The sequence below is a fragment of the Cereibacter sp. Soil_C_27 genome (genome assembly GCF_057657095.1).
The window spans coordinates 893,327-914,235 of sequence record NZ_JBDGJD010000001.1; the positions used below are offsets into that span (position 1 = coordinate 893,327).

Below are 20,909 nucleotides of genomic sequence, written 5' to 3' on the forward strand. Positions count from 1 at the left end.
AGCACGCCACGCCGGGAAGGCGAGGGTCAGAAGCTCGAAGCGAAGCCGAAGCTGATGCCGTATTGTTCGGTTTCATAGCGGCTGACGTTCGATTTCGTGTCGCGCCCGGTCAGGCTGACGGTCGGCACGTAGCCCAGCATCCCCACGTCGGGAAAGCTGAGGTCGAGCGAGGCCGCCAGATACTCGTCGCGGCGCCCCTCGGTCACGGCAAAGGGGCCGAGCAGGAAATCGGGGTAATCCTTCATCCCCGCCCCCAGCCGCGCGGCCAGCGTCACCGGCCCCAGCGGCTCGGCGAAGGCATAGCTGACCTCGCCGGCAACACTTCGGTAGCTGTCGTTGACGCTCGGCCCGGTGACGTCGCGCGCCGTCAGCGACCAGCCGAACCTGTCGCCGCGCGGCAGAAGCTCCACGCCCTCCAGCGTCAGCCCTTCGGCGGTCACTGCCCCCGGCTCCTGAAACTGCCGTTCCGCCGACCCCTTCAGCCGCACGGCCCGCCGCTCGCTGGTGAGCAGCGGATAGGCCAGCTCCAGCCGCAGATGCTCGCCGATGTCATACTCCCCGACCCAGCTGTTGCCCGCCGCCACCGACAGGCCGAAGACCTGCGACGACCCGAGCCGGAAGCCGTGATCCACCACCGCTTCCAGCGTGGTCTGGTTCAGATCCGAGCCTCCTATCTCCGGCGCCAGTTCCTTGGCCTCGTCCGACAGCCAGTTGAAGCTCTGGTAAAGCCGCACGCCCAGCGTGGTCTGAGACTGGGCACGGGCGGGCAGGGCATAGCTCAGCCGCGCCTGCACCACCGCCAGCGTCCCCGACAGCGCCTGTGCCGCTCCGCTCAGCGGGCCGACGACATAATCGCCGTCGATGACCAGCAGCCCGCCTTGCGCGCCGTTGTTGAGGTTGTTCGACGGCGCCACCGCCAGATCCAGCGCGAACTTCAGCCGCGTCCCGGCCCGCACCTGCCGCACATCGGCAATGTCCTGCGCCCGTTCTTCCGGTGTTGCCGCCGTATCCACCGCGCGGCGCAGCCAGAACTGCGCCATCAGCGGGCTGCCATCGGCCATCGCGGCATAGGCGGTATGCCGGGCGATCTCGTGCCGCAGCCCCGGCTCCTCGCCGGCCTTGCCCCAGGCCTTCCGGCCGAAGCGTCGCCCCTCGCCGGGCCGCCCCAGCGCCGTCTCGGTCGCGGCCATCAGCAGCAGCGCCCGCGCATCTTCGGGCCGCGCCTCGGCCACCCGCCGCGCCAGCGCATTGGCCAGCGCATGATCGCCCGAAAGCTGCGCCTGCCGCGCCACCCATAGCGCCTGATCGAGACCGAGCGAGACCTCCTCGGCCCGGGCCACCCCCAGCGCCAGCAGCAGGCTGGCCAGAACCGCCCGCCCGAGCCCGCGTCTCACCGGGGAATGCACAGCGGCGAAGACCCCGCCAGATCGCAGCGCGGCAGGTTGAAGGTGCCGTATTCCCAGATGCCGTCCTCACCCGAGATCGGGTTGATGACGATCGCTCCCGCCACATCCGACGCGCCCTTGCCGCCGAAGATCCCGGCAACCGACCCGGCACCGCTGTTATCCTCGGTGAACTCCACCGGGCCGAGGAACTGGCCTTCGGCATCAATGTCGGTCGCCGGGAAGTTGATCGCCGCGAGGTCGAGCACCTTGCGCCCCTTGTCGTCCAGCAGCTCCCGGTTGCCCACCCCGCCGTTCACCTTGTTGTTGGCAAAGCTCGCGTTGATCAGCGCCGTGCCGGTGGTGCGGTAGTTGTGCCCGGGCAGGATCAGATCCGGCAGCCCGGCATTCACGTTGGTTTCCGCGGTCGGCCCGGTGACGAAGACGCCGGCATAGGTGCCCGCATAGCTGAACTGCCCGGTCTCCACCCCCGGCTTGATCGTCGGCGGGGTGTAGACGTCGATCCGGGCGAAATGTCCGCCGCCGAAATGCCGCCCGAACTGGCCGCCATCGGCCACGACCCCTGCCTGCAGGTTGCCGCGCTTGTTCACCGAGACGAGCGCCAGATGCGAGCGCTGCAGGTTGGTCTCCTGATAGGTGAAGGCCTCGTAGCCCTCGATGTCGAGCTTCGCCGTGCGGACGAACTTCACCCCCTGCGGCGACCCGACGAGCCCGTCCATGTCCACCGTCAGCGTGCCCTTGCCCGCCGGATCATAGCTGATCGCCCGCAGGTTCCGCGCCACCTCCGCCGGCACGACCAGCTGCGACTCGCCGCCATCCCCGTCGCCGTCGCCACCGCCGGTCCCGTCATCCGGGGTGCCGTTGTTGAGGGAATTGCCGCTGCACGCCGCCAGCACCAGCGAGAACGCCAGAGGCGCGAGAGTACGAATGCTCATGGATAGGACTGCCTGTAAGCCGGACACGGGTTCGTGAAACCCTGCCGAGGCCGTTGCGCCCTGTCAATAAGCCGCCGGTTCGTGACCTCGGGCGCCGATGCAAAAAGGTCGCTCCACCCCGGCAAGACTTGCCGCATCCCCCCCGGATCTCGTATGCTGCCTGTCCAAACCCCATAGATATGGCACACACAGCCGGAGGCCCCGCCCATGCCCCTCACCCCCGAACAGCGTGCCGAGATCGAAGAGGCCCGCGGCAATCCGCAGGCCACGCTGCGCGCCGTCAGCCCCGGCATGGAGGGGCATCTCTACCGCGCGCATGAGGTGCTCGACCACGGCTTCATCCGGGTCATCGACTACATGGGCGATGACGCGGCCATCGTGCAGGCCGCCCGCGTCTCCTATGGCGCCGGCACCAAGCATGTGTCGAATGACGAGGGGCTGATCCGCTACCTGATGCGGCACTGGCACTCGACGCCCTTCGAGATGTGCGAGATCAAGCTGCACGTGAAGCTGCCGGTCTTCGTCGCCCGCCAGTGGATCCGCCACCGCACGGCGAATGTGAACGAGTATTCGGCCCGCTATTCGATCCTCGACCGCGAGTTCTACATCCCGAATCCGGCCCAGCTCGCGGCGCAGAGCACGGTGAACAACCAGGGCCGCGGCGCGGTGCTGGAGGGCGAGGAGGCGGCGCGGGTGCTGGAGATCCTGAAGTCCGACGCGGGCCGGGCCTATGACAATTACGAATCGATGCTGAGCCAGGAGGGCCAGCAGGGCCTCGCCCGCGAGTTGGCGCGGATGAACCTGCCGATGAACATCTACACCCAGTGGTACTGGAAGGTGGATCTGCACAACCTCTTCCACTTCCTCCGCCTGCGCGCCGACGCCCATGCGCAATACGAGATCCGGGTCTATGCCGACGAGATCTGCAAGGTGGTGGCCGACTGGGTGCCCTCGGCCTTCGCCGCCTTCGAGGATTATCGCATGGGCGGGGTGAACCTGTCGGCCAAGGCGATGGCCTGCCTGCGGCGGATGCTGAAGGGCGAGACCGTGACGCAGGAGAGTTCCGGCATGTCGAAGGGCGAGTGGCGGGAGTTCATGGCGGCGGTGGGGTGAAGATCGGCCCCGGCCCGTAGGGTGGGGTTCCACCCCCCCCGTGCCGTTCGGCGTCGCGCATGGTGGGGTGAAACCCCACCCTACGCCCGTGAACCGAAGCCTGCGTCGGGTGGGGTTCCACCACACCCATTCCCCGCAGCCCCCGACGGGTTGTCGCGACGGTAGGACGAATAGGGCCACTGCGCCGGATCTTCGACCAATCCATGTTTCACCGGATTGAACCAGCAATACCGGACATGCGCCGCATAATCCTCCCCGTCACGGATATGATGCTCCCAGAATCGCCGCTGCCAGATCCCGGCGTCGCCTTTCCGGACCTTCGACGGCGAGCGTAGGGTGGGGTTCCACCCCACCACCCCCTGCGCCGGGGTGGGGTGGAACCCCACCCTACGGGTAAAGCGCGACTTGATGGCGCCGATGCGCACCCCATAGCCGCAATCCCCCTCCGGCAGGGTCCAGACGCAATGCATGTGGTCGGGCAGCACCACCCAGGCGTCGATCGCGAAGGGCCGTTCGGCCCGGGTCGCCCGGACCGCCTCGCGCAGGGCGGCGATCTCGCGCAGGAGCAGGTCCGAGCCACGCTGGGCGAGGCTCACCGTGAAGAACACGGTCGCGCCGGGGCGCTTCGGGCGGATGTATTGCGACATCCCGCCATCCTCCGCCATCATGGTTAACAACGCCTTGCCCTACCCGGGGGCCCGTCCCGCCCTACCTCCCGAAAACACCGTAACAAGGGGCCGTCCATGTCCGTTCTGATCCTCTACGCCGCCACCGCCGTCACCTTCCTCGCGCTCGATGCGCTGATGCTGAGCTTCGTGATGAAGCCGCTCTTCACCCGCCACATCGGCGCGCTGATGCTCGAGAGCCCGCGTTTCGCCGCGGCGGCAATCTTCTATCTCGCCTATGTCGCCGGGCTGGTCTGGCTGGTCTCGCTCCCGGCGCTGCGCGACGGCGGCAATGCCTTCGTGATGGGGGCGGTGGTCGGCGCCATGGCCTACGGCACCTACGAGTTCACCAGCTACGCCATCCTGCGCGACTGGCATCCCTCGATGGTGGCGACCGACCTGATCTGGGGCACGCTGCTCACCGGCTTCTCGGCCTGGGCGGGCGTCGCGGTCACACGGGCGCTGACGAATGCCTGACCGGTTTGCGATGCATATCGGATGTGCATAGGATGTGCATCTGACGCACAACCCCGGAATCGCTCACGATGATCATTTACGGCATCTCCACCTGCGACACCTGCAAGAAGGCGATGAAGGCGCTCGACTCGGCCGGCAAGGCACCGGAATTCCGCGATATCCGCGCCAAGCCGCTGTCGGAGGCCGAGATCGACGAGATGGTCTCGACCTTCGGCGATGCGATCATCAACCGTCAGTCGACCACCTGGCGCGGGCTGTCGGACTGGCTGAAAGCCTCGGAGCCCGAGGCGCAGCTTGCCGCGCAGCCGACGCTGATGAAGCGCCCGGTGATCCGCGAGGGTGACCAGCTCCACCTCGGCTGGGGCGCGGACGTGCAGGCGAAGCTTCTCGGGTGAAACGGCCCGCGTTGCCGCGGGCTGTTAAGCTGTCTTGTCAGAACAATGGTTTAGAGCAGGCGCAGATCGCTGGCCGAGGCCCGGCCATCGCGGCCCGACTGCAGCTCGTAGCCGATCTTCTGGTTGTCGTTCAGGCCCTTCAGGCCCGCCCGTTCCACTGCCGAGATGTGCACGAACACATCCTTGCCGCCGTCATCCGGCGCGATGAAGCCAAAGCCTTTGGTACTGTTAAACCATTTCACGGTGCCCGTCGGCATTCCGTCTCTCCCTATCATCAGCCTTCACCCTGAGCGTCATTGCCCCGGGTCGTGCATCCAGGTCTTCCGCGTACTGCCTGGAAACAGGAAAGCGTCAGAACGGCTGTTGTCACGGACAAAATCATGCCAAAACCCGGATGAAAATCAAGCGGGATGTGGCGTTGGAAACAATCGAGTGTTTTCCGACCTTTAGGAGCGACATGCGAAACGCGGCACTGGTGCTGGGCATCATCGGCGGCCTCTGGGCGATGCTCGTCGGCTTCTTCGGCTTCGGCTATACCGAGTTCATCTCGCAGCATGGCGAGATCGGCGAGCTTGCGCGGCAGGTGGAGAACGTGCGGCTGGTGCAGGCCTCGGCCTTCCTCGCGCCGGTGCTGGCCATTGCCGGGGCGGCGATGGCGCGCTCGGTCAATGTGCTGGGCGGGGGGCTGATGCTGGTGGCGGCAGGGCTGTTGTGGCTCGGCTTCGGCTTCAACGTCTTCACGATGTTCCCGATCGCCATGTGCGCGCTCGGCGGCCTTTTGGCCCTGGCGGCGCGGCAGCCGGACGCCCACTGACGGGCGCCCGGCCAGAGGCTCAGGCCGCGCCGGGCAGCTTGGCCTCGGTCGCAAGCTGGTTAATCACCGCGTCGAGCGTCAGGCTCTCCACCCGGGTCTCGCCCAGACGGCGCAGCGAGACGGTGCGCGCCTCGACCTCCTGCATGCCGATGGCGAGGATCACCGGCACCTTGCCGACCGAATGCTCGCGGACCTTGTAGTTGATCTTCTCGTTGCGGGTATCGGCCTCGGCCTTCACGCCACGCGCTCTGAGGGCGGCAACGATTTCGGCCACATAGGCATCGGCATCCGAAACGATGGAGGCCACGACCACCTGCCGCGGTGCCAGCCAGAACGGCAGCTTGCCGGCGTAGTTCTCGATCAGGATGCCGATGAACCGCTCGAAGGAGCCGAGGATCGCGCGGTGCAGCATGTAGGGCCGGTGCTTGGCGCCATCCTCGCCGATGTATTCCGCGCCGAGCCGGTTCGGCAGATTCGGGTCGACCTGGAAGGTGCCGCACTGCCACTTGCGGCCGATGGCGTCGGTCAGCTTGAAGTCGAGCTTCGGCCCGTAGAAGGCGCCTTCGCCGGGGTCGATCTCGTAGGCCGCGCCGACCTTCTTGATGGCGTTCTCCAGCGCGGTCTCGACCGTGTCCCAGTCCTCGTCCGAGCCGATGCGGACATCGGGACGGGTGGAGAGCTTGATCTCGAAGCTGTCGAAGCCGAGGTCCTTGTAGACGCTGGAGAGGAGCGCGATGAAATCGGCGCATTCGCCCTCGATCTGCTCGGCGGTGCAGAAGATATGCGCGTCATCCTGCACGAAGCCCCGCACCCGCATCAGCCCGTGCATCGAGCCCGAGGACTCGTAGCGGTGGCACGATCCGAATTCGGCCAGGCGCAGCGGCAGGTCGCGGTAGGACTTCAGGCCCTGGTTGTAGACCTGCACATGGCAGGGGCAGTTCATCGGCTTCAGCGCGTTGATGCGCTTTTCCTTGGCATGTTCTTCCTCGACCTCGACGATGAACATGTTCTCCTTGTAGGCCTCCCAATGGCCCGAGGCCTCCCACAGCTTGCGGTCCACCACCTGCGGCGTGCGGATTTCCTTGTAGCCCGCGGCACGCTGGCGCATGCGCATGTAGTCTTCCAGCGTGCGGTAGATCTGCCAGCCGTTCGGGTGCCAGAACACCATGCCGGGAGCTTCCTCCTGCAGGTGGAACAGCTCCATTTCCTTGCCGAGCTTGCGGTGGTCGCGCTTGGCGGCCTCCTCCAGCATGTGCAGATGCGCCTTCAGATCCTCGCGGTTCTTGAAAGCCACGCCGTAGATCCGCTGCAGCATCTGGCGGTTGCTGTCGCCGCGCCAATAGGCGCCGGCCACCGACATCAGCTTGAACGCATCCGCCGGGACCTGCCCGGTGTGCTGCAGATGCGGGCCGCGGCAGAGGTCCTGCCAAGCGCCGTGCCAGTACATCCGCAGCGGCTCGTCGCCGGGGATGGCCTCGATCAGCTCGACCTTGAAGGGCTCGCAGCGCTCTTCGTAATAGGCGATGGCGCGATCCCGCTCCCAGACCTCGGTCTTCACCGGGTCGCGGGCGTTGATGATCTCCTTCATCTTCTTCTCGATGGCGCCGAGGTCTTCGGGGGTGAAGGGCTCGGCGCGGTCGAAGTCGTAATACCAGCCGTTCGCCACCACCGGGCCGATGGTGACCTTCACCTCGGGCCAGATCTCCTGCACCGCCCGCGCCATGATATGCGCGAGATCGTGACGGATCAGCTCCAGCGCCGGAGCCTCGTCCTGCAGGGTGTTGATGGCGATGCTGGCATCCGCCGGGATCGGCCACTGCAGGTCGAAGTGCTTGCCATCGACCTGCGCCGAGATCGCCTTCTTGGCGAGGCTGGTCGAGATCGAGGCGGCCACCTCGGCCGCGGTCACGCCCGCGGGATACTCGCGTTTGTTGCCGTCGGGAAATGTGAGGGAAATCTGGGCCATATGGCTCTCCTCGTCGGTTTGGCGCCCACGATGCGCCCGGTTGCGGGTTATGTCGGGCGGGGTTTTGCCTTTCGCGCCGGGGAAAGTCAACCGGCGGCTGGCCGCAGGGGCCGGGCTTTGTTATGCAAGGCAAAAATCCGAGGAGGCCCCATGTCCGAGCCGCAATTCCTGACGACACCAGAGGGACGGCGCATCGCCTATCGCCTGACGCCGGGGCAGGGGCCGACGGTAGTCTTTCTCGGCGGCTTCCGCTCCGACATGGAGGGCAGCAAGGCGCAGCACCTGCAGGCCTGGGCCGAGCGCGAGGGCAGGGGCTTCCTGCGCTTCGACTATTCCGGCCACGGCGCCTCCTCGGGCGCCTTTCTCGACGGGGCGATCGGCGACTGGTTCGAGGATGCGCGGGCGGCGCTGACGCTTGCCCCGGGACCGCTGTTGCTCGTCGGCTCGTCGATGGGTGGCTGGATCTCGCTGCTGCTGGCGAAGGCTATGCCCGAGCAGATCGCGGGGCTGGTCGGAATCGCCGCCGCGCCGGATTTCACCGAGGACAGCATGTGGACGGCCTTCGACGCCGATCAGCGCGCCGCCCTGCTGCGCGACGGGCAGGTGGCGCAGCCTTCGGACTATTCCGATGAGCCCTATATCATCACCCGCCGCCTGATCGAGGAAGGTCGCAACCGGCTGGTGCTGCGCGAGCCCTTGCCGCTGCCCTTCCCGGTGCGGCTGCTGCAGGGCACCGCCGACACCGACGTGCCGCCCGCCGTGGCGCTGCGGCTGCTGGACCACGCGACGGGCGGCGATATCCGCCTAACGCTGGTGAAGGGCGCCGACCACCGCTTCTCCAGCCCGGACTGTCTGGCGCTGATCGAGGCCACCGTCACCGATCTGCTGGCGGGGATGCGCTGATGGCCGAGCCGGTGATCTTCATTCCGGGCATGCTCTGCGATGCGCGGCTGTTCCTGCACCAGATCCTGCAGCTGTCGCAGAGCCGCGCCGTCACGGTGATGCTGCCGCTGCAGGCGACGGTGGAGGAGATGTCGGAAGCGGTGCTGGAGGCGACGCCGGCGAAGGTGGCGCTGGTCGGGCATGGGCTCGGGGGCGATGTGGCGCTCGACGTGTTCCGCCGCGCGCCGGAGCGGGTCAGCCGCATGGCGCTGATCGCCTCGAACCCGATGGCCGAGACGCCGCAGCTTGCCGCCGCCCGTGAAGCGCGAATGGTGGGCGCGCGGATGGGGCGCATCGCGCAGGTGGCGCTGGACGAGATCCCGCCCGGCGCGCTGGCCCCGCTGGAGACGCGCGACGCCACGCTGGCGCTGTTGCAGGAGATGGCGGTGGGGCTGGGGGCCGACGCCTTCCTCGGCCAGTCGCGGGCGATGCAGCGGCGTCCCGACCAGCAGAAGGTGATGCGGCGGGCGATGCTGCCGGTGCTGATCCTCGCCGGGCGGCTCGACACGGTGGTGCCGCTGCGCCGGCAGGATTTCCTCTCGGCGCTGATGCCCTACGGTCGGCTGCAGATCATCGAGGATGCCGGCCACCTCGCGCCGCTGGAACAGCCCGAGGCTGTCACGGCGGCGCTCCGGGCCTTCCTCGACGGGCCCTCCTCAGTTCGATGAGGCCAGCGCGATCACCGGCTTCTTCGGTGAGTTGGCGTCGATGAAGTTCAGGACCAGCGGGCGGATGTTCAGCCGCCAGCTTTTCCCGGCGAAGATGCCGTAGTGGCCCGCTCCCGGCTCCAGATGGCTGGCTTTCTTGCTGTCGGGCAGGCCGGTCAGCAGCTTCAGCGCGGCGACGCATTGGCCGGGGGCGGAGATGTCGTCCTTCTCACCCTCGACGGTCTTCACCGCGACCTGCGTGATCGCGCCGATGTCCACCTTCTTGCCGGCCACCACGAATTCGTTCTTCGCGATCTCGCCATTCTTGAAGATGCGCTCGACGGTGGACAGATAGAACTCCGCCGTCATGTCCATCACCGCGAGGTACTCGTCGTAGAAGCGGTTGTGCGCGTCATGGTCCGAGGCTTCGCCCTGCGCCACCCGCATGATCTGTTCGGAAAACGCCTTCTGGTGCCGCTCGAGGTTCATCGAGATGAAGCTTTGCAGCTGCAGCAACCCCGGATAGACCAGCCGCCCGGCGCCCTTGTACTTGAAGCCGACGCGCTGGACCGCCAGCTGCTCCAGCTGGCCCATGGTGATGCGGCGGCCGAAATCGGTCACGTCGGTCGCCGCGGCATCCGGGTCGATCGGCCCGCCGATCAGCGTCAGCGTGCGCGGCTGCGCGGAGGGATCCTCGCCCGCCAGATAGGCGGTGGCGGCCAGCGTCAGCGGCGCGGGTTGGCAGACGGCGATCACATGGATGTCCGGCCCCAGCGCCCGCATGAAATCGACGAGGTAGAGCGTGTAATCCTCGATATCGAACTTGCCTGCCGACACCGGAATGTCGCGGGCATTGTGCCAGTCGGTGACATAGACATCGCAGTCGGGCAGCAGGCTCGACACTGTGGAGCGCAGCAGTGTGGCATAATGCCCCGACATCGGCGCCACCAGCAGCACCTTGCGCGCCATCGGCTCGCGGCGGCGGACCGAGAAGTGGATCAGGCTGCCGAAAGGCTTTTCCACCACCGGCAGCACATCGACCAGATGGTCGGTGCCGTCCTTGCCGACAACCGAGCGGATGCCCCAGTCGGGTTTGGCGACCATGCGGGAGAAGCTGCGTTCGGTCACTTCGCCCCAGGCGGCGCTTAGCGCCAGCATCGGGCTCATGGTCATGGCGAACATCGGATAGGAGGCCATCGCCCGCGCGGTCGCACCCATCCACTCGTTGGTGTTGCGCGCGGTTTCCATAAGATCGTAGGTTGCCATATACTTCATTGCGTCTCCTTGCCCGGTTGGGGCGGATTCAGAACCCGTCGCTGAAACGCCCGAGTCAGGCGACACGATGCTGCAGAGCAGAATTTTAGGGGGGAATCTGGCGTATGACAACTGAAGAGAATGGCGCCCGGCCATCGGAAGAGGCACATCTGGAGCGGTTGAACGCCAATCTGGTCAAGATCGACGCCCTTTCCAAGCGCCTGACGGCGGCGTTGACGCGCCGAAAGGCCGCAGATCCCGCGCTGCACGGCCCTAGCAACGAGGTCTTCCTCAAGGCGGCGACCGCCTATGTCGCCGAGATGATGCAGAACCCCGCCAAGATCCTCGAGCATCAGATCAGCTTCTGGGGCAAGAGCCTGAAGCATTATGTCGAGGCGCAACAGGCGCTTGTGAGGGGCGAGCTCAAGGCTCCGCCGGACCCGACCCCCAAGGACCGCCGCTTTTCCAACCCGCTGTGGGAGACGCATCCCTTCTTCAACTACCTCAAGCAGCAGTATCTGATGAATGCCGAGGCCGTGTCGCAGGCGGTCTCGGGGCTGGAGACGATCGAGCCCGCCGACAAGAAGCGCGTCGAGTATTTTTCCAAGCAAATCGTCGACATGTTTTCGCCGACGAACTTCCTCGGCACCAATCCCGACGCCTTGGAGCGGGCGGTGGAGACCGATGGCGAGAGCCTGGTGCAGGGGCTGGAGAACCTTGTCCGCGACATCGAGGCCAATTCCGGCGATCTTCTGGTGACGCTGGCCGATCGTGACGCCTTTCAGGTCGGCCACAACATCGGCACTTCGGAAGGGGCGGTGGTCTATCGCAACCGGATGCTGGAGCTGATCCAGTATTCCCCGACCACCCCCACCGTGCACGAGACGCCGCTGCTGATCTTCCCGCCGTGGATCAACAAGTTCTACATCCTCGACCTCAAGCCGCAGAACTCGCTGATCAAGTGGATCGTCGATCAGGGCTTCACGCTCTTCGTCGTGTCATGGGTGAACCCGGATGCGAGCTATGCCGATGTCGGCATGGACGACTACATCCGTGACGGCTACATGCGCGCGATCGCCGAGGTGCGCTCGATCACCAGGCAGAAGCAGATCAACGCGGTGGGCTATTGCATCGCCGGCACCACTCTGTCGCTGACGCTGGGCCATCTGGAAAACGCGGGCGACCAGTCGGTGAAGTCGGCGACCTTCTTCACCACGCTCACCGATTTCTCGGATCAGGGCGAGGTTGGCGTCTTCCTGAACGACGATTTCGTCGACGGGATCGAACGTCAGGTCGCGGTGGATGGCATTCTCGACAAGACCTTCATGGCGCGGACCTTCAGCTACCTGCGCTCGAACGATCTGATCTACCAGCCCGCGATCAAGAGCTACATGCTGGGGGAGTCTCCGCCCGCCTTCGACCTGCTGTTCTGGAACGGCGACGGCACCAATCTCCCGGCCAAGATGGCGGTGGAATACCTGCGCGGTCTCTGCCAGCAGGACCGGCTGGCGCAGGGCGGCTTTCCGGTGCTGGGCGCCCCGGTCTCGCTGTCCGACATCAAGCTGCCCGTCTGTGCCATCGCCTGCGAGACCGACCACATCGCCGACTGGCGCAGCAGCTACAACGGCATCCGGCAGTTCGGCTCGACCGACAAGACCTTCATCCTGTCGCAGTCGGGCCATATCGCCGGCATCGTCAACCCGCCCTCCAAGGGCAAATACGGCCATTATTTGAACGAGGCGCCGCTCACCACGCCCGAAGAGTTCCGCGATGGCGCGAGCTTCGTGCAGAGCTCGTGGTGGCCGCGTTGGGGCGAGTGGCTGGCAAAGCGTTCGGGCAAGCAGATCAAGGCCCGGCCCTTGGGTGATTCGAAGCATCCGGTGCTGGCGCCCGCGCCGGGAACCTATGTCCTGCCTGCCGACCGGCAGGAGGCGGCCCGGCAAGCGGTTGATGTTCCTGTCTGAAGCCGCGGCCCGCTCCCGCAGCCCGCTAAATGCTGCAGTGCAGAATAATACTTGATTTTCTGCACTGCAGCATTTATATCTTGGGCATCAGGAAACACGGGCATGGCGCCCGATCGCAGGAGCAAGGCACATGACGAAGACCCCGGACTTTACCAAAGTCATGCAAGATATGATGTCCTCCTTCCCGGTGGACTCCACTGCATTCCAGAACGCTTTCAAGACCCAGGCCGCGATGACCGAGAAACTGTCGAAAGTGGCTCTCGAAGCCGCCGAGAAGTCGACCGAGATCACCTCGAAATGGGCCAAGGACACGATCGCCAAGTTCGGCGACATGTCGAAGGCCAAGACCGAGCCGACCGAATACACCAAAGCCGCCACCGACTTCGCCTCGGCCGCGGCCGAGATGGCTGCCGAGAACATGGCCGCCTTCGCCGAAGTGGCGAAGAAGGTGCAGATGGAAACCGTCGAGCTGATGCTGGCCGCTGGCAAGGACATGTCGGAAGACGCGACCGCCGCCGTCAAGAAAGCCACCTCCGACGTGACCACCGCCGCCAAGAAAGTCTCGACGCCGGCGCGCTGATCCGACTGAGCGTCCTGATCTTTCCTCCCGGAGCAGGATGCGGGGGCGGGCCAAAAGCCCGCCCTTTCTTTTTATGCTGCGCTGCCCTAAGCTTTTCCGCAGGCGCATAAAGAGGATCGTTTTTGATGGCCGAGACCGACAAGCCGCTGCTCATCAAGCGTTATGCCAGCCGCCGTCTCTACAATACCGAGACGAGCGACTATGTGACGCTGGAGGACATCGCGGGGTTCATCCGGGCCGGGCGCGAAGTGCAGATCATCGATCTCAAATCCGGCGATGACCTGACGCGGCAGTATCTGCTGCAGATCGTGGCCGAGCATGAGAGCAAGGGCGACAACGTGCTGCCGCTGGGGGTGCTGACCGACCTGGTGCGCAGCTACACCACCGAGGTGCAGTCGGTCGTGCCACAGTTCCTCGCCGCCTCCTTCGAGATGCTCCGGACCGGCCAGACCAAGATGATGGAAAACCTGACGGCGATCCCCAATCCGATGACGGCGATGCCGGGCTTCGAGGTGATGCGCAAGCAGCAGGAAGCCTTCATGAAGACGATGATGGCGCTGCCGGGCTGGACCACGCCGGGGGCCAGCAAGGAAGAGGCGCCGCTCGATCCCGCCAATGCCGACGAGCTGGCGCAGATCAAGAAGCAGCTGGCCGAGTTGCAGAAGAAACTCTCGAACCTCTGACCGGCCCTGCCGGAATGCGATGCGGGCGCCCCGAAGGGCGCCCGCAGTCGTTCGGTCAGGCCACTTCGGCGAAGACCTTCTTCAGTGCCTCGCCCAGCTTGTTGAACATTTCGTCCATCTGGCCCTCGGTCATGATGAACGGCGGGCAGAGCACGATGGCCTGACCCAGCGGGCGGCAGATCAGCCCGTGATCGGTGCAGGTGTTCGCGATCCGCTCCGACACCGACAGCGTGCCGGGGAAGGGGGTCTTGGTGGCCTTGTCCTTCACCGCTTCCAAGGCGCCCATCAGGCCCTTGCCGCGCCATTCGCCGATGTTGGGGTTCTCGGCCAGATAGGACAGCCCGGCCTCGAACTTCGGCGTCAGGCTCTTCACGTTCTCGGCCAGACCCTCGTTCATCACCACGTCGATCGCCTTCAGCGCGATGGCGCAGCCGACCGGGTGACCCGAGGCGGTGAAGCCGTGCGGGAATTCCTCGATGGCTTCCGCCGCCGCCTGGATCCGGTCCGACAGTTCCGGCCCCAGGATCACCGCGCCCATCGGGAAGAAGCCCGCGGTGATGTTCTTCGACGAGATGATCGCGTCGGGCATGAAGTCGTAGGTCTCGCAGCCCCAGGTGTTGCCGGTGCGCCCGAAGCCGGTGATGACCTCATCCGAGATCAGCGGGATGCCGTAGCGCTTCAAGACCGGCTGGATCGCCTGGAAATAGCCCTTGGACGGCGGGATCACCCCGCCCGCGCCCATCACCGGCTCGGCGAAGAAGCCCGCGATGGTGTCGGGGCCTTCCTTGATGATCGTGGCTTCCAGCTCTGCGGCCATGCGGGCGGTGAACTGCTCCTCGCTCTCGCCGTCCTGGCCGAAGCGCCAGTAATGCGGGCAGCCGACATGGATGAAGCCCGGCAGCGGCAGGCCGAAGACCGAGTTGTAGGGCTTGCCGGTCATCGAGGCCGAGACCGCGGTCACGCCGTGATAGCTGTTGATCCGGGTGATGATCTTGCGGCGCTGCGGCTTGCCTTCGGCGAGGCCGAGGAACCACAGCATCTTGACCATCGTGTCGTTCGCTTCCGATCCCGAGTTGGTGTAGAACACCCGGCCCCGGTCGAAGGGCGAGACCTCGACCAGCTTTTCGGACAGCATCACCGTCTGGTCCGACATCCGTCCGAAGAAGGCGTGATAGCCGGGGAACTTGTCATATTGCGCCTTGGCGGCCTCGGTCAGACCCGGATGGTCGAAGCCCGCCACCATGTTCCACAGACCCGAGTTGGCATCGAGATAGCTGCGGCCATGCACGTCGTAAACGTAGGGCCCCTTGCCATGGGTCAGCACCACGGCGCCGCGCTGCTCGACGGAGGGCAGGTCGGTGAAGCCGTAGAGCGAATAGGTATCGGCGCGCGATTCCCACGAGTTCGGTGCGTCGTCACGCATGATGGAGATCCTCTTACGGTTACGGTTGTGCGCCACGCTATCCGGGCGGCGGGCCCGGTTCAACTCGGCTCGCAGGCCGCCCCGGCAGAATGCAGCGTTGTCGGGCAGTTTGAAGGCTGGAAAGCCCCGCTCCGGGCGATCTGCCGGGAACGGGGCTCGGGGTGGGCGGCCCGCCCACGGCGGGCAGAGGCAGTTCAGGCGGCCAGCGCGTCGATCTCGGCCTCGGCCTTGGCCATTGCGGCTTCCGGGCCGAAGACAATCTGGTCGGCGGCGACGAAATCGACATCGGTGATGCCGAAGAAGCCGAGGATCTGGCGCAGGTAGCCCGAGGCGTGGTCAAGCTCGGAGCCCATCTTGGTGCCGTCCGAGGTGAAGGCGACGATGGCGCGCTTGCCCGTCAGCAGGCCGATCGGGCCGTTCTCGGTATAGGTGAAGCTCTCGCCCTTGCGCGCGATGTTGTCGATCCAGGCTTTCAGATGCGCCGGGATGCCGAAGTTGTAGACCGGCAGGGCGATGACCAGCGTATCAGCGGCCTTCACCTCGTCGAGCAGCGCGTCGGCGGTGGCGGCGATGGTCTGCTGGTCGCTGTCGCGGGCATCGGCGGGGGTATAGACCGCGCCCAGCCAGGCGCCGTTGATGTGCGACAGGCCCTTGGACAGGTCGCGGGTGATGACCGTCGCGTCGGGATGGGCGGCGGTCAGCCGGGCGATGATCCGGTCGGTCAGCTTGCGGGAGACGGCGGCTTCGCCCTTGATGGAGCTTTCGAGGCGCAGGATGGTGGTCATGGGATACGTCCTTGGGATGAAGGTGTGGCCAAGGACATGACCTTTCGGGGGAGCCTCCGCCACCCTCCGCAACGCAAGGCTGATGTGCAGCCCCGCGCAGAAGTGGGGCTCAGCGCCCCAGCCGGTCGCGCATCGAATACCAGGTCATCGCCAGCACCAGAAGCGGCCAGCGCAGCGCCGCGCCGCCCGGGAAGCGCGGCTGGGGCAGGCTGGCCATCAGGTCGAAGCGCTCGGCCTGTCCGGCCACCGCCTCGGCCATCACCTTGCCCGCCATCGTCGCCATCGCCAGGCCATGCCCGGAATAGCCCGAGGCCGACAGCACGTTGGGCCGGGGCCGGGTGAAGCAGGGCAGGCGGTTCAGGGTGATCGCCAGCGTCCCGCCCCAAGCATGGGTGATCTTCGTGTCCTTGAGTTGCGGATAGATCTGCAGCATCGGCTTCGAGACGGTCTTGATGATGTCGGGGAAGCGATAGCCATAGCTCTCGCCGCCGCCGAAGAGCAGGCGGTTGTCCTCGGAGAGCCGCCAGTAGTTCACCACGAACTTGGTGTCGGCCACCGCGATGGGCTGCGACAGGATCTCCTTGGCGCGCGCGCCCAGAGGTTCGGTCGCCACGATGAAATTGTTGATCGGCATGACCTTGGCCGCCACCTGCGGCTCCAGCCCGCCGAGATAGCCGTTGCAGGCGAGGATCACATGGCGCGCCCGGACATGGCCCTGATCGGTGTGCACGACCGGTTGCGGCCCGTCCTCGATCCGCGTCACGGCGCTTCGTTCATGCAGCCGCACCCCGGCCCCGGCGCAGGCGGCGGCCAGCCCCAGCGCGAAGTTTAGCGGGTGCAGATGCCCGGCGCCGCGGTCGAGATCGCCACCCTTGTAGGCCTCTGACCCGATCAGCGCGTGGATCGCCTTGCGGTCCAGCACCTCGATCCCGGTATAGCCATAGTCCCGCGCCAGCTTCTCGGCATTGGCCTCGGCATGGGCCACCTCGCGCTCGTGCCAGCAGGCATGGGCGATGCCGGGGTGGAAGGTGACGGGCATGGCGTGATCGGCGATCAGCGCGCGGACGAGGGCCTTGGCCTCCTCCCCCAGATCCCAGAGCCGCCGCGCGTCCTCGCGCCCGGCGATCTGCTCCAGATCGTCCTGCTCCAGCCGCTGCCCCGACCCGACCTGCCCGCCATTGCGCCCGGAGGCGCCGAAGCCCATCCGATGCGCCTCGAGCAGTACGACAGAGAAGCCGCGCTGCGCCAGATGCAGCGCCGCCGACAGCCCGGTATAGCCGCCGCCAACCACGCAGACATCGGCCACCGCCTCGCCCTGCAGGGGCGGGAAGGCGGCGAGCGCCGTGGCGGTCGCGGCATACCATGAGGCCGGGTATTCGCCGGGGCGGTCGTTGGCGTAGAGCAGGTTCATACGTTCAGCAACAGATGCTCGCGCTCCCACGGGCTGATGACCTGCAGGAACTCCTTGTATTCGTTGCGCTTCACCGAATCGTAGACCCGGCAGAACTCCGGCCCCAGCACGTCCTGCAGCGCGGTGTTCTCTTCCAGCAGGTCAAGCGCGTCGCCCAGATTGTAGGGCAGATCGGTCTCGGACATGTAGGCGTCGCCGGTGCATTCCGGGCGGGGCGTCTTCCCCTCCTTCAGCCCGAGATAGCCGCAGGCGAGCGAGGCCGCGAGGCCGAGGTAGGGGTTGCAATCCATCCCCGCCAGCCGGTTCTCCAGCCGCCGCGCTTCCGGCCCCGAGATCGGGATGCGCAGCCCGGTCGTGCGGTTGTCGCGGCCCCATTCGAGGTTGATCGGCGCGGCGAAGTCGGGGACGTAGCGGCGGTAGCTGTTGACGTAGGGCGCCAGCAGCGCGATGGCGCCGGGAAGGTGGTTCTGCATCCCGGCGATGAAATGCAGGAAGGCCTCGGTCTCGCCGCCCTTCTTGTCGGAGAAGATGTTGCGGCCGGTCTTCGCATCCACCACCGAGTGATGGATATGCATGGCCGAGCCCGGCTCGCCCTCGATGGGCTTGGCCATGAAGGTGGCGAAACAGTCGTGCCGCAGCGCCGCCTCGCGTATCAGCCGCTTGAAGAAGAAGATCTCGTCCGCGAGCTTCACCGGGTCGCCATGTGCGAGGTTGATCTCCACCTGACCCGCGCCGCCCTCCTGCAGGATGCCGTCGATCTCGAAGCCCTGCGCCTCGGCGAAGTCGTAGATGTCGTCGATCACCTTGCCGTATTCATCTACCGCGCTCATCGAGTAGGCCTGCTTGCCCGCCGCGCGGCGACCGGAGCGGCCCATCGGCGGCATGACCGGCATGTTGGGGTCGAGGTTGCGCGCGGTGAGGAAGAACTCCATCTCCGGCGCGACGATCGGCTGCCAGCCCTCGGCGTTGTAGAGCTCCACCACCCGGCGCAGCACGTTGCGCGGCGCGGTCGGCACCGGGCGGCCCTGCTGGTCTTCGGCGTCGTGGATCACCTGCAGCGTCACATCCGCCGTCCAGGGCGCGGCGGTGGCGGTTGAGAAATCCGGCACGAGGATCATGTCGGGCTCGGTGAAGGCGCCCGAGGGGTTGTCGGCCCATTCGCCGGTGATGGTCTGCAGGAAGATCGAGTTCGGCAGGAAGAAGCTGATTTGCCTGCCGAATTTCGAGGCAGGCATCGCCTTGCCCCGGGCGACGCCGGCAATGTCGGAGACGATACACTCCACCTCGTCGACACGGCGCCCGGCGATGTAGTCGCGGGCGGCTTCGGGCATCTTGCTGGTCCAGTCGGACATGGGTCACTCTCTGGGGTGTTGGGCGCGCGGGCGCTTGAAGAAATCGGCGATGCGGTCGGAGATGGTCGGCGCGTCGAGCTTCGTGCCGAGCCGGGCGGTCGCGGCCTTCATCCGGTCTTCCGGCACCACGCCCTTGCCGCGGGTCCGCATCAGCCCGTCGACAAACTCGTCGCGGAACTCGGGATGGGCCTGCACGGTGAAGGCGCGGTCGTCGTAGACGAGGGCGGCGTTCTCGCAGAAGTCGTTGCGGGCAATGACGGTCGCGCTGTCGGGCAGTTCGGTCACCTGGTCCTGGTGCCAGGCATTCAGCGTCAGGGTCTCGCCGTCGAAGTCGTAGTCGGTCGGGCCGACCGACCATCCGCCCTTGTATTTCTCGACCTTGCCGCCGAGCGCCTGGGCGATGATCTGGTGGCCGAAGCAGATCCCCACCATCGGCACATGCGCCGCATAGGCGCGGCGGATGAACGCCTCCAGCGGCGGGATGAAGGGGTGATCCTCGTAGGCGCCGTGGCGCGAGCCGGTCAGGAGCCAGCCGTCGCAGTCCTGCACGTCGGCGGGAAACTCCATGTCCACCACGCGGTAGGTGCGGAAGGTGAAGCCATGCCCGTCGAGCAGACGGGCGAACATGTCGGGATAATCGCCCATCTCGCCCGACAGGTTGTCGGGCGCGAGGCCGGTTTGCAGGATGCCGATCAGCATGAAATGTCCGTTTGGTTTGGCCGAGAGCCTACCCCCACAGAGCGGGGGCGGGCAAGAGTTCAGACGGTGTCGAGATAGAGCTCGACCTGCTCTTCCGGGCTCAGCTCCGCCAGATAATGCGCTTCCTGACGCTTGGTCAGCACATAGTTGCGGATCAGCTCGCGTGGCAGGATGCGCGGCAGCACGGCGGAATTTTCGAAGGCCTCGATCGCGTCGTCCCAGGTCGCCGGGATATGCGGCAGGTTTTCCAGCGCATAGGCGTTGCCCATCACCGCGGCGGGCGGCTCGTCGCCATCCTCGATGCCGGTCAGCGCGGCGCCCAGGATGGTGGCGAGCAGGAGGTAGGGGTTCACGTCGCCGCCTGCCACGCGATGCTCGATCCGCCGCGCCTGCGGGTTACCCGCCGGGATACGCACCGCCGAGGTGCGGTTCTCGTAGCCCCAGGAGATCGCCGTCGGCGCATGCATCCCCGGCACCAGCCGCTCGTAGCTGTTGGCATGGGGTGCGAAGACCAGCGTCGAGTCGTGCATCGCGTTGAGGCAGCCCGCCACCGCATGCCGCATCGCCGCCGTGCCCTTGGGCCCGCCCGAGTCGAAGATGTTGTCGCCCTTGGCATCCAGCACCGAGAAATGCACATGCAGCCCAGAGCCGGAATATTCCGGATAGGGCTTGGCCATGAAGCTCGCGGCAAAGCCGTGGCGGCGGGCGAGGCCCTTGACCAGCATCTTGAACAGCCAGGCATCGTCGGCGGCACGCAGCGCGTCGTCGCAATGCATCAGGTTCACCTCGAACTGGCCGAGGCCCGTTTCGGAGGTGGAGGTGTCGGCCGGAATGTCCATCGCCTCGCAGGCGTCGTAGAGATCGGTGAAGAACGTATCGAAAGCGTCGAGCGCGCGGATCGACAGCGTCTCCGACGCCTTGCGCCGCTTGCCCGAGCGGGGGGAGGGCGGCACCTGCAGCGTCTTGCCGGAGTCGTCGATCAGGAAGAACTCCAGTTCGACCGCGCAGACCGGGGTAAGGCCGCGGTCCTTGTAGCGCTGCACCACGGCGCGCAGAGCGTGGCGCGGATCGCCGTCATAGGGCCGGCCATCCTCGCGGAACATCCAGATCGGCAGAAGTGCCGTCGGCGCCTCGAGCCAGGGCATCGGCATGAAGCCACGCTCGGTCGGCTTCAGGATGCCGTCGGCATCGCCTTCCTCGAAGACCAGAGGACTGTTGTCGATATCCTCGCCCCAGATGTCGAGGTTCAGCACCGAGAAGGGAAAGCGTGTGCCCTCCTTCACCACCTTGTCGGCAAAGCGGGCGGGGATGCGCTTGCCGCGGGCCTGACCGTTCAGATCTGCGGCCGCAACGCGGATGGTGCGCACCTCGGGATGCTTTCTCAGCCAGTCTTTCATACTC

At 66.2% G+C, this 20,909-nt stretch carries 21 protein-coding genes; 9 read left to right on the forward strand and 12 right to left on the reverse strand.

The genetic code is table 11. The features are described from left to right. Nucleotides 1-26 precede the first annotated feature (26 nt). On the reverse strand, nt 27-1,394 hold the full coding sequence (locus tag AC3A5Z_RS04470; RefSeq protein WP_487518169.1) for a tetratricopeptide repeat protein: 1,368 nt from the start codon (nt 1,392-1,394) through the stop codon (nt 27-29). Then, a complete protein-coding gene (locus AC3A5Z_RS04475) occupies nt 1,391-2,338 on the reverse strand; it encodes a hypothetical protein (RefSeq protein WP_487518170.1) in 948 nt (315 codons plus the stop codon). The genes AC3A5Z_RS04470 and AC3A5Z_RS04475 overlap by 4 nt, the downstream gene beginning before the upstream one ends. Nucleotides 2,339-2,545: 207 nt before the next feature. Here AC3A5Z_RS04475 and thyX point away from each other — a divergent pair, with 207 nt between their 5' ends. Next, nucleotides 2,546-3,451, forward strand: coding sequence for an FAD-dependent thymidylate synthase (thyX, locus tag AC3A5Z_RS04480; RefSeq protein ID WP_487518171.1), 906 nt, complete (start codon nt 2,546-2,548; stop codon nt 3,449-3,451). Nucleotides 3,452-3,531: 80 nt separating this feature from the next. Here thyX and AC3A5Z_RS04485 read toward each other — a convergent pair whose 3' ends face one another. Continuing rightward, nucleotides 3,532-4,098, reverse strand: a complete 567-nt coding sequence (locus AC3A5Z_RS04485) for an REP-associated tyrosine transposase (RefSeq protein WP_487518632.1) — start codon at nt 4,096-4,098, stop codon at nt 3,532-3,534. Between the two features lie 96 nt (nt 4,099-4,194). Here AC3A5Z_RS04485 and AC3A5Z_RS04490 point away from each other — a divergent pair, with 96 nt between their 5' ends. After that, the gene (locus tag AC3A5Z_RS04490) at nt 4,195-4,593 is read left to right on the forward strand and encodes a DUF2177 family protein (protein ID WP_487518172.1); all 399 of its coding nucleotides are present in this window, start codon (nt 4,195-4,197) and stop codon (nt 4,591-4,593) included. 68 nt (nt 4,594-4,661) lie between these two features. Beyond that, the gene (locus AC3A5Z_RS04495; RefSeq protein ID WP_487518173.1) at nt 4,662-4,988 is read left to right on the forward strand and encodes an arsenate reductase family protein; all 327 of its coding nucleotides are present in this window, start codon (nt 4,662-4,664) and stop codon (nt 4,986-4,988) included. 50 nt (nt 4,989-5,038) lie between these two features. On the opposite strand, the gene AC3A5Z_RS04500 is transcribed toward AC3A5Z_RS04495, so the two are convergent. Beyond that, on the reverse strand, nt 5,039-5,245 hold the full coding sequence (locus tag AC3A5Z_RS04500) for a cold-shock protein (RefSeq protein WP_107665719.1): 207 nt from the start codon (nt 5,243-5,245) through the stop codon (nt 5,039-5,041). 200 nt (nt 5,246-5,445) lie between these two features. On the opposite strand from AC3A5Z_RS04500, the gene AC3A5Z_RS04505 reads away from it, so the two are divergent. Continuing rightward, nucleotides 5,446-5,802, forward strand: a complete 357-nt coding sequence (locus AC3A5Z_RS04505; protein WP_487518174.1) for a hypothetical protein — start codon at nt 5,446-5,448, stop codon at nt 5,800-5,802. A 19-nt stretch (nt 5,803-5,821) separates the two neighbouring features. On the opposite strand, the gene thrS is transcribed toward AC3A5Z_RS04505, so the two are convergent. Then, nucleotides 5,822-7,768: a threonine--tRNA ligase gene (thrS, locus tag AC3A5Z_RS04510; protein ID WP_487518175.1), complete on the reverse strand. Its 1,947-nt coding sequence runs from the start codon at nt 7,766-7,768 to the stop codon at nt 5,822-5,824. Nucleotides 7,769-7,918: 150 nt separating this feature from the next. Here thrS and AC3A5Z_RS04515 point away from each other — a divergent pair, with 150 nt between their 5' ends. Continuing rightward, nucleotides 7,919-8,671 (forward strand): alpha/beta fold hydrolase, encoded by a 753-nt coding sequence (locus AC3A5Z_RS04515; protein ID WP_487518176.1) that lies wholly within the window; start codon nt 7,919-7,921, stop codon nt 8,669-8,671. Then, nucleotides 8,671-9,378 carry an alpha/beta fold hydrolase gene (locus AC3A5Z_RS04520; RefSeq protein ID WP_487518177.1) on the forward strand — a complete coding sequence of 236 codons (708 nt, stop codon included), beginning with the start codon at nt 8,671-8,673 and terminating at the stop codon, nt 9,376-9,378. The genes AC3A5Z_RS04515 and AC3A5Z_RS04520 overlap by 1 nt, the downstream gene beginning before the upstream one ends. Here the strand turns inward: AC3A5Z_RS04520 and phaZ are convergent. Then, nucleotides 9,367-10,632, reverse strand: a complete 1,266-nt coding sequence (gene phaZ, locus AC3A5Z_RS04525) for a polyhydroxyalkanoate depolymerase (RefSeq protein WP_487518178.1) — start codon at nt 10,630-10,632, stop codon at nt 9,367-9,369. The two genes, AC3A5Z_RS04520 and phaZ, sit on opposite strands and share 12 nt — an antisense overlap. Nucleotides 10,633-10,736: 104 nt before the next feature. On the opposite strand from phaZ, the gene phaC reads away from it, so the two are divergent. The 3 genes from phaC to phaR all read left to right on the forward strand — a co-directional run bounded on the left by phaC (nt 10,737) and on the right by phaR (nt 13,838). Then, nucleotides 10,737-12,575: a class I poly(R)-hydroxyalkanoic acid synthase gene (gene phaC / locus AC3A5Z_RS04530; RefSeq protein WP_487518179.1), complete on the forward strand. Its 1,839-nt coding sequence runs from the start codon at nt 10,737-10,739 to the stop codon at nt 12,573-12,575. Between the two features lie 130 nt (nt 12,576-12,705). Next, nucleotides 12,706-13,155: a phasin family protein gene (locus AC3A5Z_RS04535; RefSeq protein WP_487518180.1), complete on the forward strand. Its 450-nt coding sequence runs from the start codon at nt 12,706-12,708 to the stop codon at nt 13,153-13,155. Between the two features lie 125 nt (nt 13,156-13,280). After that, complete coding sequence (gene phaR / locus AC3A5Z_RS04540) at nt 13,281-13,838, forward strand: polyhydroxyalkanoate synthesis repressor PhaR (protein WP_487518181.1); 558 nt, start codon at nt 13,281-13,283, stop codon at nt 13,836-13,838. Between the two features lie 55 nt (nt 13,839-13,893). Here phaR and AC3A5Z_RS04545 read toward each other — a convergent pair whose 3' ends face one another. From AC3A5Z_RS04545 to AC3A5Z_RS04570, 6 genes are all read right to left on the reverse strand, one after another. Further along, a complete protein-coding gene (locus tag AC3A5Z_RS04545; RefSeq protein WP_487518182.1) occupies nt 13,894-15,261 on the reverse strand; it encodes an aminotransferase in 1,368 nt (455 codons plus the stop codon). Between the two features lie 194 nt (nt 15,262-15,455). Further along, complete coding sequence (locus AC3A5Z_RS04550) at nt 15,456-16,046, reverse strand: FMN-dependent NADH-azoreductase (RefSeq protein ID WP_487518183.1); 591 nt, start codon at nt 16,044-16,046, stop codon at nt 15,456-15,458. 109 nt (nt 16,047-16,155) lie between these two features. Beyond that, on the reverse strand, nt 16,156-17,457 hold the full coding sequence (locus AC3A5Z_RS04555) for an NAD(P)/FAD-dependent oxidoreductase (RefSeq protein WP_487518184.1): 1,302 nt from the start codon (nt 17,455-17,457) through the stop codon (nt 16,156-16,158). After that, entirely contained in the window at nt 17,454-18,809 is a 1,356-nt protein-coding gene (locus tag AC3A5Z_RS04560) for a glutamine synthetase family protein (RefSeq protein WP_107663772.1), read from the reverse strand. The genes AC3A5Z_RS04555 and AC3A5Z_RS04560 overlap by 4 nt, the downstream gene beginning before the upstream one ends. A 3-nt stretch (nt 18,810-18,812) precedes the next feature. Next, nucleotides 18,813-19,508, reverse strand: a complete 696-nt coding sequence (locus AC3A5Z_RS04565) for a type 1 glutamine amidotransferase (protein ID WP_487518185.1) — start codon at nt 19,506-19,508, stop codon at nt 18,813-18,815. A 59-nt stretch (nt 19,509-19,567) separates the two neighbouring features. Further along, nucleotides 19,568-20,905: a glutamine synthetase family protein gene (locus AC3A5Z_RS04570; protein WP_487518186.1), complete on the reverse strand. Its 1,338-nt coding sequence runs from the start codon at nt 20,903-20,905 to the stop codon at nt 19,568-19,570. Between the last annotated feature and the right edge of the window lie 4 nt (nt 20,906-20,909).

Excerpts from the sequence above, each read along its gene's own strand:
- AC3A5Z_RS04475 (WP_487518170.1), bottom strand. The coding sequence starts at position 2,338 with ATGAGCATTCGTACTCTCGCGCCTCTGGCGTTCTCGCTGGTGCTGGCG.
- thyX (WP_487518171.1), top strand. The coding sequence starts at position 2,546 with ATGCCCCTCACCCCCGAACAGCGTGCCGAGATCGAAGAGGCCCGCGGC.
- AC3A5Z_RS04485 (WP_487518632.1), bottom strand. The coding sequence starts at position 4,098 with ATGTCGCAATACATCCGCCCGAAGCGCCCCGGCGCGACCGTGTTCTTC.
- AC3A5Z_RS04490 (WP_487518172.1), top strand. The coding sequence starts at position 4,195 with ATGTCCGTTCTGATCCTCTACGCCGCCACCGCCGTCACCTTCCTCGCG.
- AC3A5Z_RS04495 (WP_487518173.1), top strand. The coding sequence starts at position 4,662 with ATGATCATTTACGGCATCTCCACCTGCGACACCTGCAAGAAGGCGATG.
- AC3A5Z_RS04500 (WP_107665719.1), bottom strand. The coding sequence starts at position 5,245 with ATGCCGACGGGCACCGTGAAATGGTTTAACAGTACCAAAGGCTTTGGC.
- AC3A5Z_RS04505 (WP_487518174.1), top strand. The coding sequence starts at position 5,446 with ATGCGAAACGCGGCACTGGTGCTGGGCATCATCGGCGGCCTCTGGGCG.
- thrS (WP_487518175.1), bottom strand. The coding sequence starts at position 7,768 with ATGGCCCAGATTTCCCTCACATTTCCCGACGGCAACAAACGCGAGTAT.
- AC3A5Z_RS04515 (WP_487518176.1), top strand. The coding sequence starts at position 7,919 with ATGTCCGAGCCGCAATTCCTGACGACACCAGAGGGACGGCGCATCGCC.
- AC3A5Z_RS04520 (WP_487518177.1), top strand. The coding sequence starts at position 8,671 with ATGGCCGAGCCGGTGATCTTCATTCCGGGCATGCTCTGCGATGCGCGG.
- phaZ (WP_487518178.1), bottom strand. The coding sequence starts at position 10,632 with ATGAAGTATATGGCAACCTACGATCTTATGGAAACCGCGCGCAACACC.
- phaC (WP_487518179.1), top strand. The coding sequence starts at position 10,737 with ATGACAACTGAAGAGAATGGCGCCCGGCCATCGGAAGAGGCACATCTG.
- AC3A5Z_RS04535 (WP_487518180.1), top strand. The coding sequence starts at position 12,706 with ATGACGAAGACCCCGGACTTTACCAAAGTCATGCAAGATATGATGTCC.
- phaR (WP_487518181.1), top strand. The coding sequence starts at position 13,281 with ATGGCCGAGACCGACAAGCCGCTGCTCATCAAGCGTTATGCCAGCCGC.
- AC3A5Z_RS04545 (WP_487518182.1), bottom strand. The coding sequence starts at position 15,261 with ATGCGTGACGACGCACCGAACTCGTGGGAATCGCGCGCCGATACCTAT.
- AC3A5Z_RS04550 (WP_487518183.1), bottom strand. The coding sequence starts at position 16,046 with ATGACCACCATCCTGCGCCTCGAAAGCTCCATCAAGGGCGAAGCCGCC.
- AC3A5Z_RS04555 (WP_487518184.1), bottom strand. The coding sequence starts at position 17,457 with ATGAACCTGCTCTACGCCAACGACCGCCCCGGCGAATACCCGGCCTCA.
- AC3A5Z_RS04560 (WP_107663772.1), bottom strand. The coding sequence starts at position 18,809 with ATGTCCGACTGGACCAGCAAGATGCCCGAAGCCGCCCGCGACTACATC.
- AC3A5Z_RS04565 (WP_487518185.1), bottom strand. The coding sequence starts at position 19,508 with ATGCTGATCGGCATCCTGCAAACCGGCCTCGCGCCCGACAACCTGTCG.
- AC3A5Z_RS04570 (WP_487518186.1), bottom strand. The coding sequence starts at position 20,905 with ATGAAAGACTGGCTGAGAAAGCATCCCGAGGTGCGCACCATCCGCGTT.